19 protein-coding genes are annotated in these 16,106 nt (G+C 53.4%); 15 read left to right on the top strand and 4 right to left on the bottom strand.

The genetic code is table 11. The annotated features are described in order from the left end of the window. Nucleotides 1-14 precede the first annotated feature (14 nt). A complete protein-coding gene (locus ACW44H_RS09490) occupies nt 15-953 on the bottom strand; it encodes a D-2-hydroxyacid dehydrogenase (protein ID WP_457508773.1) in 939 nt (312 codons plus the stop codon). A gap of 13 nt (nt 954-966) precedes the next feature. Continuing rightward, complete coding sequence (locus tag ACW44H_RS09495; RefSeq protein WP_457508775.1) at nt 967-1,122, bottom strand: hypothetical protein; 156 nt, start codon at nt 1,120-1,122, stop codon at nt 967-969. Between the two features lie 80 nt (nt 1,123-1,202). Between ACW44H_RS09495 and ACW44H_RS09500 the strand changes: the two genes are divergently transcribed. The 13 genes from ACW44H_RS09500 (at nt 1,203) to ACW44H_RS09560 (ending at nt 12,183) form a co-directional block, all read left to right on the top strand. Beyond that, nucleotides 1,203-1,502: an FmdB family zinc ribbon protein gene (locus ACW44H_RS09500; protein ID WP_113267889.1), complete on the top strand. Its 300-nt coding sequence runs from the start codon at nt 1,203-1,205 to the stop codon at nt 1,500-1,502. A gap of 65 nt (nt 1,503-1,567) precedes the next feature. Then, a complete protein-coding gene (gene aspS / locus ACW44H_RS09505; protein ID WP_447044181.1) occupies nt 1,568-3,349 on the top strand; it encodes an aspartate--tRNA ligase in 1,782 nt (593 codons plus the stop codon). Nucleotides 3,350-3,451: 102 nt separating this feature from the next. Beyond that, nucleotides 3,452-4,015: a crossover junction endodeoxyribonuclease RuvC gene (ruvC, locus tag ACW44H_RS09510; protein WP_457508777.1), complete on the top strand. Its 564-nt coding sequence runs from the start codon at nt 3,452-3,454 to the stop codon at nt 4,013-4,015. 106 nt (nt 4,016-4,121) lie between these two features. Beyond that, a complete protein-coding gene (ruvA, locus tag ACW44H_RS09515; protein WP_447044183.1) occupies nt 4,122-4,730 on the top strand; it encodes a Holliday junction branch migration protein RuvA in 609 nt (202 codons plus the stop codon). A 98-nt stretch (nt 4,731-4,828) separates the two neighbouring features. Continuing rightward, entirely contained in the window at nt 4,829-5,866 is a 1,038-nt protein-coding gene (ruvB, locus tag ACW44H_RS09520; RefSeq protein ID WP_447044184.1) for a Holliday junction branch migration DNA helicase RuvB, read from the top strand. 44 nt (nt 5,867-5,910) lie between these two features. Next, nucleotides 5,911-6,276, top strand: a complete 366-nt coding sequence (gene ybgC / locus ACW44H_RS09525; RefSeq protein ID WP_457508985.1) for a tol-pal system-associated acyl-CoA thioesterase — start codon at nt 5,911-5,913, stop codon at nt 6,274-6,276. Between the two features lie 58 nt (nt 6,277-6,334). Continuing rightward, nucleotides 6,335-7,030 (top strand): protein TolQ, encoded by a 696-nt coding sequence (gene tolQ / locus ACW44H_RS09530; RefSeq protein ID WP_113267885.1) that lies wholly within the window; start codon nt 6,335-6,337, stop codon nt 7,028-7,030. An 11-nt stretch (nt 7,031-7,041) separates the two neighbouring features. After that, on the top strand, nt 7,042-7,479 hold the full coding sequence (gene tolR, locus ACW44H_RS09535; RefSeq protein WP_113267884.1) for a protein TolR: 438 nt from the start codon (nt 7,042-7,044) through the stop codon (nt 7,477-7,479). A gap of 13 nt (nt 7,480-7,492) precedes the next feature. Further along, nucleotides 7,493-8,659, top strand: a complete 1,167-nt coding sequence (tolA, locus tag ACW44H_RS09540; protein ID WP_457508779.1) for a cell envelope integrity protein TolA — start codon at nt 7,493-7,495, stop codon at nt 8,657-8,659. Beyond that, the gene (tolB, locus tag ACW44H_RS09545) at nt 8,659-9,945 is read left to right on the top strand and encodes a Tol-Pal system beta propeller repeat protein TolB (protein WP_457508781.1); all 1,287 of its coding nucleotides are present in this window, start codon (nt 8,659-8,661) and stop codon (nt 9,943-9,945) included. Before tolA ends, tolB begins: the two co-directional genes overlap by 1 nt. Nucleotides 9,946-9,998: 53 nt before the next feature. Then, on the top strand, nt 9,999-10,538 hold the full coding sequence (gene pal / locus ACW44H_RS09550) for a peptidoglycan-associated lipoprotein Pal (RefSeq protein ID WP_113267881.1): 540 nt from the start codon (nt 9,999-10,001) through the stop codon (nt 10,536-10,538). 47 nt (nt 10,539-10,585) lie between these two features. Then, nucleotides 10,586-11,386, top strand: a complete 801-nt coding sequence (ybgF, locus tag ACW44H_RS09555) for a tol-pal system protein YbgF (protein WP_457508784.1) — start codon at nt 10,586-10,588, stop codon at nt 11,384-11,386. Nucleotides 11,387-11,421: 35 nt separating this feature from the next. Continuing rightward, a complete protein-coding gene (locus tag ACW44H_RS09560; RefSeq protein ID WP_113267879.1) occupies nt 11,422-12,183 on the top strand; it encodes a YciK family oxidoreductase in 762 nt (253 codons plus the stop codon). 53 nt (nt 12,184-12,236) lie between these two features. Here ACW44H_RS09560 and ACW44H_RS09565 read toward each other — a convergent pair whose 3' ends face one another. Both ACW44H_RS09565 and ubiG read right to left on the bottom strand, forming a co-directional pair. After that, nucleotides 12,237-12,905: an HAD-IA family hydrolase gene (locus ACW44H_RS09565; protein WP_457508786.1), complete on the bottom strand. Its 669-nt coding sequence runs from the start codon at nt 12,903-12,905 to the stop codon at nt 12,237-12,239. Further along, a complete protein-coding gene (gene ubiG / locus ACW44H_RS09570) occupies nt 12,906-13,649 on the bottom strand; it encodes a bifunctional 2-polyprenyl-6-hydroxyphenol methylase/3-demethylubiquinol 3-O-methyltransferase UbiG (protein ID WP_113267877.1) in 744 nt (247 codons plus the stop codon). It lies immediately after the preceding gene. A gap of 272 nt (nt 13,650-13,921) precedes the next feature. Between ubiG and ACW44H_RS09575 the strand changes: the two genes are divergently transcribed. Then, the gene (locus ACW44H_RS09575) at nt 13,922-15,214 is read left to right on the top strand and encodes a nucleotide sugar dehydrogenase (RefSeq protein ID WP_457508788.1); all 1,293 of its coding nucleotides are present in this window, start codon (nt 13,922-13,924) and stop codon (nt 15,212-15,214) included. A 9-nt stretch (nt 15,215-15,223) separates the two neighbouring features. After that, nucleotides 15,224-16,045, top strand: a complete 822-nt coding sequence (locus tag ACW44H_RS09580) for a hypothetical protein (RefSeq protein WP_457508790.1) — start codon at nt 15,224-15,226, stop codon at nt 16,043-16,045. Nucleotides 16,046-16,106 lie beyond the last annotated feature (61 nt).

The raw sequence follows: 16,106 nt of genomic DNA on the forward strand, positions 1-16,106 counted from the left end.
GGTAAATCTCCTACTTAAGCGCTTTTCCATTCGCGGATATTAGTAGCCGTTAGGCTGACAATATTCTGACGTGCTTCGGGGGTAATCCAGGCGTTGTGAGGCGTGACAATTAGATTGAGCGGCTCACTGAGCGCTTCTAATAGCGGGTGGCCTTCTTTAGGCGGTTCTGAGGGTAATACATCAACACCCAAGCCGCCCAATTGGCCGCTGCGCAGCGCTTCAAGCGCAGCGACCTCGTCGATAACCCCGCCGCGAGCGCAGTTAACCAACAGTAAGGACGGCTTGGCCCTGGCCAAGCGCTCTCGATTAATCAAATGTTTGGTGGCATCACTGAGGGGGCAGTGCAAACTAATCACGTCAGCGTCGGCTAGCAGGTCGTCCAGTGCGGGGCGCTGGTCGTTGGCTTCATTGCCCGGCCTAGCCGCAAACGTCACGCGCATGCCGAACGCTTCCGCCAGCCGTGCCACTTCAGTGCCCAGCTCGCCTTGCCCCACCATAACCAAATGTTTGTCGGACAGTTGCAGCGTGGGGTAATCCTGCAAACAAAAAAAGTCGCTGCGCTGCCATTCGCCAGCCGCGACATCGCGTTGATAGCGGGGTAGGCGGTTGGCTAAGGCGAGTATCAGCATCAATGTATGCTGTGACACGCTGGCGGTACCGTAAGCCGCCACGTTTTTAACCTCGATGTTTTGTGCTTTAGCCGTTTCGAGATCGATATTATTGAGCCCCGTGGCGAGCACGCATATCAGTTTGAGATTAGGCAGTTGCTGCAACGTTTCAGCGTCTAGCACTACCTTGTTAACAATCGCAATGTCTGCCTGTGTTAAGCGCTCAAGCGCCTGCTGGGTGGTGCTTTGCTCAAACACCTCTAGGTGTGTGACCGACGCCCTAATAGCGCTTAAATCTATCCCAGGGCCTAAGCTTTGGGCGTCCAGTATGACGGCATGCGACATTTTATTCTCTCCATTAACTGCCGAAGGCTGCATAACCTTGCTCGGCAGGGGTCACAAAAGGGTATAATGGCGGCGCTTTATCAACCGCAGCCTTGGAATTTATTCCAACTGGCCACATATTGGTTGCCTGGCAGCGTTTGTGTTCGCCATTGTTCTTTTCTTTCAGCACTTGGTTTTCCAGGATTGTGTCTAGGACTGTGTCTGTCAGTACTGAATCTGTCAGGGTTGAGCTTTTTAGGAGCCAATAACATGCCCATCTATGAATATGAGTGCAAGGCCTGTGGCCATCGCCTAGAAAAATTGCAAAAAATTAGCGCCGATCCGTTGAAGGATTGTCCCGCCTGCCAGAGCGAAGGCTTGGAAAGGCTAGTCTCGGCGGCGGGTTTCCGCCTGGCTGGCGGCGGTTGGTACGAAACCGATTTCAAAACGGGTAGCAAAAAGAACTTGGTCGCTGACGGTAAGACTGCCTCTGCAGATACTGCTAAATCAAGTGATTCCAGTGCTACTCCCAAGAGCGTTACTCCCAGTGACAAAGGCGCCGCAGCATAACTGCGGCAGTCAGGGTCGGGACGCCCGCGACATTTTAATTGCCACGTAACAGAACAGGATTTGACATGCGCAGCCATTATTGCGGCCAGCTTAACGAAACTTTGGTGGATCAAACAGTGACGGTATGCGGGTGGGTTCACCGTCGCCGTGATCACGGTGGGGTTATTTTCCTCGACATGCGCGATCGCGACGGCATCGCTCAATTCGTGGTCGACCCTGATACCGCCGAGGCGTTCGCTAATGCCGACCGTGCCCGCAGTGAGTATGTCCTGCGTATCACTGGTCGCGTACGGCTGCGTCCTGAAGGTACACAAAATCCCAACATGCCCACGGGTATGATTGAAGTGCTGGCGAAAGAGGTGGAAGTCCTCAATACGGCGATTACACCGCCTTTCCAGCTGGATGAACATGGCAAGGTAGGTGAAGAGGTACGCTTAAAGCACCGTTACATCGACCTTCGTCGTCCCGATATGATCGAGAAGCTGCGCTTGCGTTCGAGCATTTCTCACAACGTGCGTGCTTACCTGGAAAGCCAGGGCTTCCTCGATATCGAAACACCGGTACTCACGCGCGCCACCCCAGAAGGCGCCCGTGATTACCTGGTACCTAGCCGTACTCACGCGGGCAGTTTCTTTGCACTGCCCCAGTCGCCGCAGCTGTTTAAGCAACTGTTGATGGTGGCCGGTTTTGACCGCTATTACCAAATTGCCAAGTGTTTCCGCGATGAAGACCTGCGCGCCGATCGCCAGCCTGAGTTTACTCAGATTGATATCGAAGCGTCTTTCGTGGAAGAGAGCGACATCATGGGCATTACGGAATCCATGATTCGTCAGTTGTTCCAAGATGTGCTTAACGCTGAATTGCCTGAATTCCCACGCATGACTTGGCAGGAAGCGATGGACCGTTTCGGCTCTGATAAGCCGGATCTGCGCATTCCGCTCGAATTGACCGATGTCGACGACCTGATGCAGCAAGTCGATTTCAAAGTCTTCTCTGGCCCGGCCAGTGCTGATGATGGTCGTGTCGCGGCATTGAAAGTACCCGGTGGCGCCAAGCTGTCGCGTAAAGAGATCGACGAATACACCAAGTTTGTCGGCATTTATGGTGCCAAGGGCTTGGCGTGGATCAAGGTCAACGAGCGTGCTAAAGGGCTTGAGGGCCTGCAGTCGCCGATCGTTAAGTTCATGGAAAATATCGTTGAAGAGTTGCTCGATCGGGTGGGCGCTAAAGATGGCGACATTATTTTCTTCGGTGCGGATAAAACCCGTATCGTCAACGAAGCCATTGGTGCGCTACGCGTCAAGCTAGGCGCAGATCTGGAGCTTTACACCCAGGAATGGGCGCCGCTTTGGGTCGTCGATTTCCCGATGTTTGAAGCTGACGACAACGGCCGCCTTAGCCCGCTTCACCACCCGTTCACTGCGCCTTCTTGCACACCGGAAGAGCTGAAAGCGGACCCTGCGAACGCATTGTCACGCGCTTACGATATGGTGCTCAACGGTACCGAATTGGGCGGAGGCTCCATTCGTATCCACGATCAGACCATGCAGAGCACTGTGTTTGAGATATTGGGTATTGGCGAAGAGGAAGCCCAGGAAAAATTCGGCTTCTTGCTGGATGCGCTTCAGTACGGCGCGCCGCCCCATGGCGGTTTAGCCTTCGGTTTGGATCGTCTGGTCATGTTGATGGTCGGTGCTAAGACCATTCGTGAAGTCATCGCCTTCCCGAAAACCCAAAGTGCCGCCTGCTTAATGACCAATGCACCGGGCGAAGTAAGCCCCGAGCAGTTGAAGGATTTGAATATCCGTCTACGTCAGAAAGCCAAGCCGGAAACAGCAGCCGAATAAGACGCTTGATCGTTTAGCCAACACCGACGCCACGGCGTCGGTGTTTTTGTATGTTACTCCGTTCTAAGCCTATAAGACTAAGCCTACAAGAGCCCCATCGAGATGGATAAAAAAAAGCCTGCCGCACCCATTCGTATTTTGGGCATTGACCCAGGGTCCCGGATAACGGGCTATGGCGTCATTGATATGGTTGGTGTTAAACCCTGCTATGTGGCAAGTGGCTGTATTCGGACGGCTGAAGGAGCGTTAGAACAGCGATTGGCACAAATCTATGCAGGACTTAGCGAAGTTGTCGGTTTGCATCGTCCTTCTCAGGTGGCTATCGAGCGGGTATTTATGGCCAAGAACCCTGACTCTGCACTGAAACTGGGACAAGCTCGTGGGGCGGCGCTGGTGTGCATGGCCAACCATGGTTTAACCCTTGCCGAGTACGCCGCGCGGCAAATCAAACAAGCGGTGACTGGTCAAGGTGGGGCGGATAAAGAACAGGTCCAGCATATGGTGACGGCTATTCTGCTGCTTTCTGCCGCCCCTCAAGCCGATGCCGCTGATGCGTTAGCCATTGCGCTAACTCATGCTTATAGCGGCCATGCCTATAGCGGCAATGGGCTGCTGGCTACGCCTTCACGGGCACGGCGACGTTCCACCGGACGCTGGCGTCTTTAATTCCCTCTGTTCCGGCCGCTACACAACTGGTCACATGTACAGAGTAGCTTTATAGTAAACGTCTGTTTTACACCCTATTGTTTTTCACCTCAGCATGAGCGTATTTATGATTGGACGGCTAAGTGGCCAGATAATGGCAAAGCAACCTCCCTGGATTGTGATCGACGTCCATGGTGTTGGTTATGAGCTGGAAACCTCGATGAATACGCTGGTGGCATTACCCAATGTCGGCGAACAAGTTTCGTTATTCACACACCTCACCATTCGTGACGATGCGCACCTACTGTATGGATTTGGTAGAGAGCATGAGCGTGCTCTTTTTCGTGCGTTGATAAAAGTAAACGGCGTCGGACCTAAGCTTGCACTTGCGATACTGTCCGGCATGGATGAAGACGCCTTTATGCGCTGCGTGCGTGACGACGACAGTAAAGCACTCACTAAACTACCCGGGGTGGGTAAGAAAACCGCCGAGCGGCTGATTATTGAAATGCGTGATCGTTTTCCCGAGTGGGAAGATGGCAGCAACGCGCTACTGCCCCTTGAGGCCGCCAATGGCCGCGTGCCTGCCCGCGATAGCCTTGCCGATGCGGAAGCCGCGCTAGTTAGTTTGGGGTATAAACTGACTGAGGCGTCGAAAATGCTTGCCGATATCGATCCCAATCAGTCTACCGAAGCGCTTATTAAAGCCGCGCTCACCCAACGTATGAGTGGCTAAGCCGAGCGGGATAAGTACGCAATTGCTGGTAGCGGATAGACCTTGGTAAACAGACCTTTGTAAATCGCCCATTTGAATCGCCATAAAGAAGAGCACCTATGTTAGAACACGATCGGCTGATCGCCGCTGAGCCTGAACAAGGAGAGGGGCGCTTTGATTACGCGATTCGCCCTAAGCGGCTGGACGATTATATTGGCCAGCCGCGTGTCCGCGAACAGTTGGAAATCTTTATTGGCGCCGCACGACTGCGCGATGAGAGCCTGGATCACACCCTGGTATTCGGCCCTCCGGGGCTGGGTAAAACGACCCTTGCACATATCATTGCCACCGAGATGGGGGTAGGGATGAAATCTACCTCTGGGCCGGTGCTTGAGCGCGCGGGCGACTTAGCCGCCATGCTGACCAATCTCGAGCCGGGAGATGTACTTTTTATCGACGAGATTCATCGCCTGTCACCGGTGGTCGAGGAAGTGCTTTACCCCGCCATGGAAGATTTCCAACTGGATATTATGATTGGCGAAGGGCCCGCGGCACGTTCTATTAAGCTGGATCTTCCCCGCTTTACGCTGGTGGGGGCAACCACCCGGGCCGGTTTATTGACCTCGCCATTGCGAGACCGGTTTGGGATCGTTCAGCGGCTCGAGTTCTATAACCTTGAAGAGCTGACCGAAATTGTTTCCCGCTCGGCGCGATTGTTGGGTGTAGAAACCAGCCAAGAAGGGGCGATTGAAGTCGCCCGACGTTCACGCGGTACGCCACGAATCGCTAACCGGCTGCTACGGCGCGTACGTGATTATGCGGAAATGAAAGGTAACGGCGTTGTGGATGTCGCCATGGCCGACGCCGCACTCAATATGCTCAATGTTGATCACCACGGCCTGGATCACATGGATCGGCGGTTACTGCTGGCCATGATCGATAAATTCGATGGCGGGCCGGTGGGGATTGATTCGCTATCAGCTGCCATCAGTGAAGAGCGCGACACGATCGAGGATGTCATTGAGCCCTATCTGATTCAGCAGGGCTTGATAATGCGCACGCCACGTGGGCGCGTCGTCACTCGCCAGGCGTGGCTGCACTTTGAACGTGTACCCCACGAACAGGCAACCGACATGGAAGGAGAGCGCCGTCCTTGAGTGATTCGATTAATAATGGTTATCGTCTGCCGCTGCGCGTTTATATGGAAGATACTGACGCAGGTGGTATTGTTTACTACGTTAACTATTTGAAGTTTATGGAGCGTGCGCGCAGCGAATGGCTACGCCAGCTGGGCTTTGACCAACAAACGCTGCTAGACGAAGGCACGCAGCTAGTGGTATACCGCTTGGCCTGTCATTACGCGAAACCGGCCTGTCTGGATGATGCGTTGGAAATTAGTGCGCATGTTACAGATGTGGGGCGCTGCCGGATGACATTTGAACAGCAAGTTTGGCGTGATGAGGAACTCCTCTGCTCCGCTACAGTCGAGATAGCCTGCTTGAGCGCCGAGCATATGCGGCCTAAAGCATGGCCAGCATCGCTTAATAGTTTGACACGGGCCTCTTAGCCAAGAGGTCACCCATTGCGTCGGCAATGCCGACTCTAATAGATTGATGAGGGCACCTGTGAACGATAACGCCATGTCCATTCCCCACCTAATAATGAATGCCAGCACCGTGGTGCAGCTGGTGATGTTGCTACTGTTGGTGGGGTCGATCCTCTCTTGGGTAGTGATTTTCCAACGTAGTATTGCACTGCGAAATGCCAAGCAAGAGTACAACCAATTTGAAGAATCTTTTTGGTCAGGTGTCGACTTAAACGAGCTTTACCGCGAGATCCCAGCCGATGATCCGCGCCATGGCGCTGAGCACATTTTTCAAGCGGGTTTTCGCGAATTTAATCGTTTGATGCCCAAGACCCGCGATCCAGGCACCGTTTTGGAGGGTGTCCAGCGCAGCATGCGTGTTGCATGGTCACGGGAAGAAGATCGCTTAACCCAACATTTAATATTTCTTGCTACCGTGGCATCCGCTAGCCCATATATCGGTCTCTTCGGCACGGTGTGGGGCATTATGGGTTCGTTTCAGGCTCTCTCGCTGACGCAGCAAGCCACGCTTGCTACGGTCGCTCCTTGGATTGCAGAAGCATTAATTGCAACAGCGATGGGCTTATTTGCAGCCATTCCGGCGGTTATTTTTTATAACCGCCTGTCCAATGCATCTTCTCGCTTGCTCGGGAAATATGAGGATTTTGCCGAAGAGTTTCACGCTATCTTGCATCGAAATCTGCAAGGTCGTGACGGCAAATCGAGCGTGAGTTAAGGGAGAGAACCATGCAAGGACCGTTCAATCGTAGTGGTAAAAGCAAACCGATGGCGGAAATTAACGTCGTTCCTTTCATTGACGTTATGCTAGTGCTGCTGGTGGTTTTTATGATCACCGCGCCTATGTTGACTCAGGGCGTACAAGTTGAGTTACCGCAGGTAACCTCCGAGCCCATTGAGACTCAGGAAGATAATGATCCTATTGTCATCTCGGTTGACAGCGAAGGGGGCTACTTCATCACGCTCGGGGAAGATTCTTCATCTGTCACGCTGGAAGAGATGTCCGATCGCGTCATGACCATTTTGCAACGGCGTCCTGGCACTCCGGTCATGGTACGTGGCGACCGCAATGTGGCCTATGGTCAGATTGTCGTCTTGATGAGCACACTACAAGGCGCCGGTGTAGCTAACGTAGGGCTGCTTTCTGAGCCGCCGCAAGATGGGTAAGGGCAACGCGAACATGGCAGTAAAATCCTCTCGCGATCCTCAGGATGTTGGCTATAAGTGGCCGACGGTTCTGGCCATAGCCGTACACGTCGCGATTGTAGCGTTCAGCTTGATTAGCCTGCCTAGTCGAGTTGCAGAACCGGATAGCTCTTCGATTGTCCAAGCCACCTTGGTAAGTACCGAGACGTTTACCAATCAGGCCCAACAGTCAACGGAAGAGCAGGCGGCGATGAATGCACCTGCTGAAGCGCCTGTCGAGCCCGATGCGCCAGACGAACCGTCGGCCAGTGAAGCGCAAGCTGCCGCTGAGCAACAAGCTGCTGAAGAGGCTGCTCAGCAGGCAGCGGAAGCAGAGGCGCAAGCACTAGAAGCTGCGCGTGAGGCAGCGGAAGCAGACGCACAGCGCCGTGCGCAAGAAGCGGCAGAGCAGGCGGAGCAGCAGGCTGCCGAGGCGGCTGAACGTGAGGCAGAAGCGCAAGCCGTTGCTGAGCGTCAGCGTGAAGTAGAAGAAGCGCGTCGCCAGCAAGAAGCTGCCGAACAACAACGCCGTGAGGAAGCTGAAGCTGAGCGCCAGCGTGAAGCAGAGGAACAGCAGCGTCGCGAAGAGGAAGAGGCTGAACGCCAGCGCGAAGCCGAAGAACAGCAACGCCGTGAAGAAGCCGAAGCCGAGCGTCAGCGTGAAGCCGAAGAGCAACGTCTTCGTGAGCAAGAGGAAGCCCAACGACAGCGGGAAGCCGAAGCACAACGCCAACGTGAAGCGGAAGAGCAGCAGCGCCGTGAAGCGGAAGCCGAGAGCCAACGCCAAGCTGCGGAAGCTGCTGAGGCGGCCATGCAGCGCCAGTTGGCAGGTGAGGCCGAAGCGGCTGCCAATGCCCAGCAGGCTGAGCAGGCGGCCAATAGCTTTATCAATATTGTTCGCCGTGCCGTTGAGCAGGCATGGGTGATTCCGCCCGGTGCAAGTGATTCGATGAGTGCTACCCTGCAAGTAAGGCTAGGACCATCAGGAGAAGTACTGGCAACGTCGATTGTGACTTCAAGTGGCGATAGTGCTTTTGATAGGTCTGTGATGCAGGCCGTGGAACATGCTGCACCGTTTGGTGAATTGCGAGATTTACCAGCCGACCAGCAACGTAATTTACGTCAGTTTAATCTGCGATTTACTCCGGGAGATGTTCGCTGATGCAAAGCTTGAGCAAAGTATGGCTGTTCTGTGTGCTGCTGCTAATCAGCAGCGTGGCGAGTGCCAACTTAACCATTGAAATCACGCGTGGCAGCGACCAGGCGCTGCCCATTGGCGTAGTGCCCTTCGAAGGATCAGAAGGGTTACCAGAAGATGTAGCGCAGATAGTGCAAGATGACCTTGAGCGCAGTGGCTACTTCGACCCGTTAGAACGCAGTGCTATGTTTGAACAGCCTAGCCAGTCTGACGATGTGCAGTTTGGTACTTGGCGATCGCTGGATGTCCGCTATCTGGTTGTAGGTAAGGCAGAGCAAACTGAGGGTGGTTTCCAGCTACAGTTCGAGCTGATGGATATTAGCGGCCAGCGCCGCATGATCGGCGAAACCGTGACAGTGAGAGGCAACGACCTACGCGGTGCCGCCCATTATATTAGCGATCAAATTTTCGAAGAGATCACTGATATTCGTGGTGCCTTCTCTACTAAAATCGCTTACGTAACGGCACAAGGTATCGGTGACGACATGCAGTTTGGCTTGTATGTTGCAGACGCCGATGGGCGCCGCAGCGAGCAGGTATTGACCTCCGACGAGCCGATCATGTCGCCAGCGTGGTCGCCTGATGGCACCAAACTTGCCTATGTCTCGTTTGAGACAGAGCGTCCGGCGATCTATATCCAGGATGTGGCGACAGGGCAGCGTGTCCAAGCGACCTCGTTCGAAGGCATCAATGGCGCACCCGTCTGGTCGCCGGATGGCCGGCGTATCGCGATGTCGTTGTCCAAAGATGGCCAGCCTGAAATTTATATTATGGATGTCGGCAGCCGCTCATTAGAACGCATTACCAACAATAACAGCATTGATACGGAGCCCGCTTGGTCGCCGGATGGACAAAGTTTACTGTTTACCTCTGACCGCAGTGGAGGCCCCCAGCTTTATCAATATTCAATGGGCGGCGGTGAAGCCGAGCGTCTAACGTTTACGGGCAACTACAATGCCCGGGGACGCTATTCGCCGGACGGTGAGCAGATCTTTTTGATCCACCGCTCTAGCCGTGGTTATCAAGTAGCAAGGCAGGATCTAAGCGGCGATCGCTTAGTAGTACTAAGTGAATCAACAAGAGATGAATCTCCTAGTGTTGCGCCGAACGGGACCATGGTAATCTTCGCTACCCAACAGGGTAATAGCGGGGTGCTTAGTGCTGTTTCTGCCGATGGCCGCTCTTCATTTAGGCTCCCATCCGCACAAGGCGATGTACGTGATCCAGCATGGTCACCCTTCTTAAATTGATCAACACCATTGATTAATATTGAATTTTTTGTTTTCAGGCAAGGAGTCTGATTATGCAACTTAAGCCGTTGGCTCGCTCATTAGCAGCAGCGCTATCTATCGTGGTAATCGCTGGCTGTTCCAGCACCGGCGGAACCCAAGACGGTGACTCGTACGGTAGCCAGGATGGCAGTACTACCGGTTCTAGCACCTCAGGTACTGGCACAGGTAGTCAGTATGGTTCTACTTCTGGCTCAGGCGCTGGTCAGCAGGCTGATTCACGTATCCCTGAAGTGCGCACCATTTATTTCGATTACGATCGCGATACAATCAAGAGCGACTATGAGTCTGTTGTGATGGCTCATGCGCGTTATTTGCGTGCCAACCCGAATGCTCAGGTGGTTCTACACGGGCATACGGATGAGCGCGGTACCCGTGAATACAACATGGCACTGGGTGAGCGTCGTGCCGATGCGGTAGAGCGCTTCCTGAACATTCAAGGTGTATCTCCTTCACAAATGAGTGTTGTTAGCTATGGTGAGGAGCGTCCGGCAGCCAGTGGCCAAGACGAGAGCGCCTATGCACAGAACCGTCGTGTTGTGTTTAACTATTGATGAAGGTGGCGTGCTAACCGCACGCCGTTTTTATCTACGGAGTCATCATGAATCACAGTCTCAAGCGTTACGTTGAGAGGCTGTGCGGTGCGGGAGCCTTAGTGCTCCCGCTGTCCGTATTGCCTCTCACGGCCGCCGCTCAACAGCCGCTCGTTCAAGATCTTTCTGATTCTTCCAATAGCAATAGTAGCTTCTATCAGCAGACGCAGCGCCAGGAAGCATCCAGCGGTAACCTGGTACTCTTTAATCAGGTGCAGGAGCATCAGCAGGAAATACAACAGCTGCGCGGACAGATTGAAGAGTTACGTCATCAGTTGGAACAGCTGCGTCGCCAATCACAGCAGCAGTACCTTGATATTGAAGATCGCCTGATGAGCAGTGGGCCAACGCAGATTGAACAGTCAACTCCAGCGGTTGAGCCAGAAGCTGCCGAGGAAGTCGTGAATGCTCCCTCAAGGAGCAATGTCAGCGAAGATGCCCAAGCCGACTACCAAGCGGCTTTTGCGCATGTCCAAGCACGCCGCTTTGATGAAGCGATTGCGGCATTTGATGCCTTTGTTACCGATCACCCTGATACCAGTCTAACCGCCAATGGCCACTACTGGCTGGGCGAGTTGTACGCGGCAGAAGGCGAGTTGGATGCAGCTGATCAAGCCTTTAGCCGGGTAATTGACGATTATAGCGGTAGCAGTAAAGTACCTGATGCGATCTATAAGTTAGGGTTGGTGAAGGCGCGCAAAGGTGAAGCGGAGCTCAGCCGTGAGTTACTCGAACGTGTGCGTGACGACTACCCGCAAAGCAGTGCCGCAGGCCTTGCCAATGACTTTTTGCGCCAATCAGCGGGTTAATATTTTTTGATCTATTTTTGCTTCAGGGAATCAGCATGAGCTGCAAGATCGACTATCAACCAGCGCCCAACCTATTGGAAAATCGCGTCGTGTTGGTAACCGGCGCAGGCGACGGGATTGGCCGCGCGGCAGCATTGAGCTATGCCAATCACGGGGCAACCGTGATTCTATTAGGGCGGACCATTGCTAAGTTAGAGCGTGTTTACGATGAAATCGAAGCGGCTGGTGGTCCCCAGCCAGCGATTTTTCCGCTTAACTTTGAAGGCGCCACGCTAAAAGATTTTCATGATATGGCCGAAACGTTGGATAAAGAGTTTGGCCGCTTGGATGGCCTGCTGCATAACGCAGGATTGTTAGGCCGGATTACGCCTTTTGAGCAGTATAATCCAGAGCTCTGGCAGCAGGTGATGCAGGTTAATATCAACGGCCCCATCTGGATGACCCAGGCGCTGTTACCTCTATTACAGGCGTCTGAGGATGCCTCGATAATTTTCACATCTTCAAGTGTGGGCCGTAAAGGACGTGCGTATTGGGGCGCGTATTCGGTTTCTAAGTTTGCCACTGAAGGTTTTGTTGACGTGTTAGCCGATGAGCTGGATAACCAATCGAATATCCGTGTCAATTCGCTTAATCCAGGTGCCACTCGTACGCAAATGCGGCGTACGGCGTTTCCTGGGGAAGACCCCTTTACGCTGCGTACACCGGAAGACATTATGCCTACCTATTTATGGTTAATGGGCCCAGATAGTGCAGGCACCAACGGTCAAAAGCTTGATGCTCAGCCGCCTCGCGTATAAGCGCTTGTTTCTATAACGCTGCCGGGTTTGTCGATGCCCGAAACGGTAAGGACCTAACGCTTGAACGCGCCCAGGGCATCGACGAGTGCTTCACACTCTTCAAACCAAAGATCAGCAGGCCACTGCTGGTAATTGTCCGCTTCACTAATATAGCCATAGCCAACGGCAACTGCGGTCATTCCAGCGGCCACTGCTGCTTCTATATCACGTACATGATCACCGATATACCAGCATTGCTCGGGCTTAACGCCGAGGCGTCGGGCTGCTTCCCAGAGCGGCTCAGGGGCAGGCTTTTTTACGCTTAGATCATCAGCGCACAACAGTGCCCCAGGCTGTAGAGCCAATGCTTCCAGTAAGGGAAGCGTATAGCGCCGTGGCTTATTGGTCACTATCCCCCAAAGTCGCTGGTCGCCATGCCACTCTTTTAGCCACCTATCCAGGGGGGGGAATACCCGGCTATGAACGGCTACCGCTTGCTCATAGGCATCGAGCAGAAACTGCCGCGCCAGCGTATGCTCGGCAGAGTTAACTTCTAGCCCTAGCGCCAGAGTAACCAGCGCACTACCGCCGTTAGAGACTTGACCGCGAATTACCTCATAGGGTAGCGGCGACAGCCCATGGTGGGCTCGCAGTGCATTGGTTGCCTTGGCCAAGTCCGGTGCCGTATCTACCAGCGTTCCATCCAGGTCGAAGAGTATTGCTTGGGGGGCTTGCATCGACATTTAATCGCTCACCTTGCGGCAGTACATCATGTAATTGACCGAGACATCATGGCTGACTAAACGGTAATGACGCGTTAACGGGTTATAAGTAAGCCCTGTTTGTTCGCGCACTTCTAAACCACTGTTACGCGACCAAGCTGCCATTTCAGAAGGACGAATAAATTTCGCATAGTTATGGGTACCCCGTGGTAGTAACTTAAGCACGTACTCAGCGCCTAAAATGGCAAACGCATAGGATTTAGCGGTGCGGTTTAGGGTAGAGAAAAAAACATAACCACCTGGCCGAACAAGGGCACTGCAGGCACGAATGACAGAGGCTGGATCGGGGACGTGTTCAAGCATTTCCATGCAGGTCACCACATCGTAAAAGCCGGGCTTTTGAACCGCCATGGCTTCTACGCTGATGTGTTGGTAATCAACCTTAACGCCGCGCTCCTCTGCGTGCAGCCGAGCCACCGCTAAGGGGGCTTCACCGAGATCAATGCCCGTCACCGTAGCCCCGCGGTGCGTCATTGACTCGCTCAAAATACCGCCTCCACAACCTACATCAAGCACTTTTTTGCCCGCTAGGCCTGCCCGTGCATCAATAAAATCAAGGCGCAAGGGGTTGATGTCATGGAGCGGTTTAAATTCACCCCGCGGGTCCCACCAGCGGCTAGCGAGTGCTTCAAATTTAGCGACTTCCGCTGCATCGACGTTGCCTTGATTGTGATTAGCAGTGCTATCCTGTGGTATCGCTTGCATGTCGTGACTCCCGTTGTCAGTGAGCATTAAATAAAATGTCGGCGCCTAATCACTATTTATTGTCTATTACACTCGGTTTCATCCGTTAGCGAGGTGGCATCCACTCACGCCTTCAGTATTATGGACATTCTAACCACTCCTGTGTCGGAACGCATGAAAAGGACCTCGCTATGATTTGTAAGGCATTACTTCGTGTCGCTGGTTTTGGCCAGCAGCAAACGGCAGACGCTTTCCAAGCGATGTTGTCACGCTACCAGCTGGGAGAGTAACGGATGAGGGTGTTAGTTTACGGTAGCGAGTTAAGTGCAGCGACGGCCGCTGCTGCACTGGCCTGGGTTGGCCATCATGTGCAATGGTTACCTCATTCCGATGCGCCTTGGTCAGTTCTCTCCAAGGTAGACTGGTTACGCAGTGAACCTCAGTTAATAACCCATCTTGAGCAAGGCTTAGCTGACGGAACACTGCAGATCCTGGAACGATTGGAAAATGCCGATATTCCTGAAGTGATCTGGCTGGCGTTATCGCCGGCACAGCGTAGCTCGGCCAGTAAATTGCTTGAAGATCCATTGCTCGCGGATCAGCGCGGTATTGTGCTCATTAATAATTCGACGTTTCCAGTAGGGGAGACCGAGCGCCTGCATGCGCTGATGGGCACTCAGCATACTAGTGTGGCGCTTCCAGATACGTTGGAAGAGGGCCGGGCATGGGACTCTTTTACACGCCCAGCCCGGCGGTTATTAGGGTGCGATGATGCGCCTGGAGAGCAGATAACCCGTGAGCTGCTACGCGCCTTTAATCGGCGCAGTGAAGTGTTTCAATGTATGCCACGCCGTGCTGCAGAACTCACCAAGCTGGCCATTAACGGCATGCTGGCCACCCGTATCAGCTATATGAATGAAATTGCCGGTTTGGCTGACACGCTAGGCGTCGATGTAGAGCATGTTCGACAGGGTATGGGGGGCGATTCGCGTATAGGGTTTGAATATCTATACCCAGGATGTGGATTTGGTGGACCTAACTTCTCCCGCGACTTGATACGCTTGGCCGATGTACAGCTGCAAAGTGGCCGTTATTCCGCGCTGCTTGAGCAAGTGATGGATATTAATGAACAGAAAAAAGAGACTCTGTTTCGCAAATTATGGTCGCATTTTGATGGCGAACTGGCCGGTAAAACCGTGGCGATTTGGGGCGCCGCGTTTAAACCCGGCACAGCACGCATTGACCATGCGCCTGTATTGACATTACTTGAAGCGCTTTGGGCGCAGGGGGCCAGGGTGCAATTACACGACCCAGCCGCGGTGCCTGCGCTCCACGCCTTGGTAGGCGAGCATGACGATCTGAAAACATACACGCATGACCCCTATTTGGCCTGCGAAGGCGCTGATGTATTGATGCTGGTCACGGAATGGAAGACCTATTGGAACCCTGACTGGCACCGACTTGGTTCGTTATTAAACGCTAAGCTCGTATTAGATGGGCGCAATATTTATGACCCGGAGTTCGTTGCCAGCTGTGGATTAATGTACCGAGGTATAGGCCGTCGTGCCGACCCGAAGACTCTTTGAGGAAATGTTATGCCAGACGCCACCGCATCCTCTCGTATTGTGCCTGATGTGGATCAAAGCCTGACGGCGCAACATTTGCGCCACCGAAAAAGGACTAAACTATGGCCAATATGGCTATGCTTACTATTCGTTATTGCGCTATTGGGAGCGGCGGCAGCTGGACTTTGGTACGAACGTGAACGACTGTTGAGTGAGCTTCATCGAGTGAGCGGTGAAGTGTCCAATGTACATGCCCGTTTGGATTCGGGTGACAGTGGCGTACAAGATGCGATAACCTTTGTACAAGCTCAGATGGCGACACTTTTCCAAGAGCAAGAGCAGCTATCTATTTCGCTGGCTAATACTCGAGAAGAGTTATACAGCTTACTCACTATGAATGAGGATATGGCCTCTAGCGATTCGATTAATACACTGCTGCAGCAGTTGGAGCAGCTCAGCGAGCAAGCTGAGTTGCGCGACAGCCAACTAATGGCGATGCGTGAATCCCTTGATGCACTGGAACAAACGGGAACGTCTGGACGTCAAAACCTCATTGAGGAAGTTTCCCACCTGGAGCAACTGACCGAGCAGCGTCTCGCCGTACTGGATAACCAGATAAGTAACGTTAGCAGTGCATGGGAGGAGCAGTTAGCAGAGCAAAGAGAAGCGATTGAGAGCCGCGTTGATGAACTGGAGTCAGCCATTGCAGAGGCTGATACGCCAGCAGAACAAGAAGCCCTGGAGGCATTAGAGCAAGAGTGGTCTCAACGTCTTAATGCGTTGGAGAGTGATGTACGTCAAGTGCGCCAAGCACAGCTTGCCTTCAGTGCCCAATTAGAAATGTTGCGTTAACAAGTTACGTCAAATGAATACTTAAGTGATAAAGCCGCTGATTCAGGGTGGGATAAAAATG

The organism is Vreelandella sulfidaeris Esulfide1, from assembly GCF_054072535.1.

Excerpts from the sequence above, each read along its gene's own strand:
- ruvB (WP_447044184.1), top strand. The coding sequence starts at position 4,829 with ATGTTAGAACACGATCGGCTGATCGCCGCTGAGCCTGAACAAGGAGAG.
- ACW44H_RS09580 (WP_457508790.1), top strand. The coding sequence starts at position 15,224 with ATGCCAGACGCCACCGCATCCTCTCGTATTGTGCCTGATGTGGATCAA.
- tolB (WP_457508781.1), top strand. The coding sequence starts at position 8,659 with ATGCAAAGCTTGAGCAAAGTATGGCTGTTCTGTGTGCTGCTGCTAATC.
- ACW44H_RS09500 (WP_113267889.1), top strand. The coding sequence starts at position 1,203 with ATGCCCATCTATGAATATGAGTGCAAGGCCTGTGGCCATCGCCTAGAA.
- tolA (WP_457508779.1), top strand. The coding sequence starts at position 7,493 with ATGGCAGTAAAATCCTCTCGCGATCCTCAGGATGTTGGCTATAAGTGG.
- ACW44H_RS09565 (WP_457508786.1), bottom strand. The coding sequence starts at position 12,905 with ATGTCGATGCAAGCCCCCCAAGCAATACTCTTCGACCTGGATGGAACG.
- ybgF (WP_457508784.1), top strand. The coding sequence starts at position 10,586 with ATGAATCACAGTCTCAAGCGTTACGTTGAGAGGCTGTGCGGTGCGGGA.
- ruvA (WP_447044183.1), top strand. The coding sequence starts at position 4,122 with ATGATTGGACGGCTAAGTGGCCAGATAATGGCAAAGCAACCTCCCTGG.
- pal (WP_113267881.1), top strand. The coding sequence starts at position 9,999 with ATGCAACTTAAGCCGTTGGCTCGCTCATTAGCAGCAGCGCTATCTATC.
- tolR (WP_113267884.1), top strand. The coding sequence starts at position 7,042 with ATGCAAGGACCGTTCAATCGTAGTGGTAAAAGCAAACCGATGGCGGAA.
- ACW44H_RS09560 (WP_113267879.1), top strand. The coding sequence starts at position 11,422 with ATGAGCTGCAAGATCGACTATCAACCAGCGCCCAACCTATTGGAAAAT.
- ruvC (WP_457508777.1), top strand. The coding sequence starts at position 3,452 with ATGGATAAAAAAAAGCCTGCCGCACCCATTCGTATTTTGGGCATTGAC.
- ACW44H_RS09575 (WP_457508788.1), top strand. The coding sequence starts at position 13,922 with ATGAGGGTGTTAGTTTACGGTAGCGAGTTAAGTGCAGCGACGGCCGCT.
- ubiG (WP_113267877.1), bottom strand. The coding sequence starts at position 13,649 with ATGCAAGCGATACCACAGGATAGCACTGCTAATCACAATCAAGGCAAC.
- ybgC (WP_457508985.1), top strand. The coding sequence starts at position 5,911 with ATGGAAGATACTGACGCAGGTGGTATTGTTTACTACGTTAACTATTTG.
- ACW44H_RS09490 (WP_457508773.1), bottom strand. The coding sequence starts at position 953 with ATGTCGCATGCCGTCATACTGGACGCCCAAAGCTTAGGCCCTGGGATA.
- aspS (WP_447044181.1), top strand. The coding sequence starts at position 1,568 with ATGCGCAGCCATTATTGCGGCCAGCTTAACGAAACTTTGGTGGATCAA.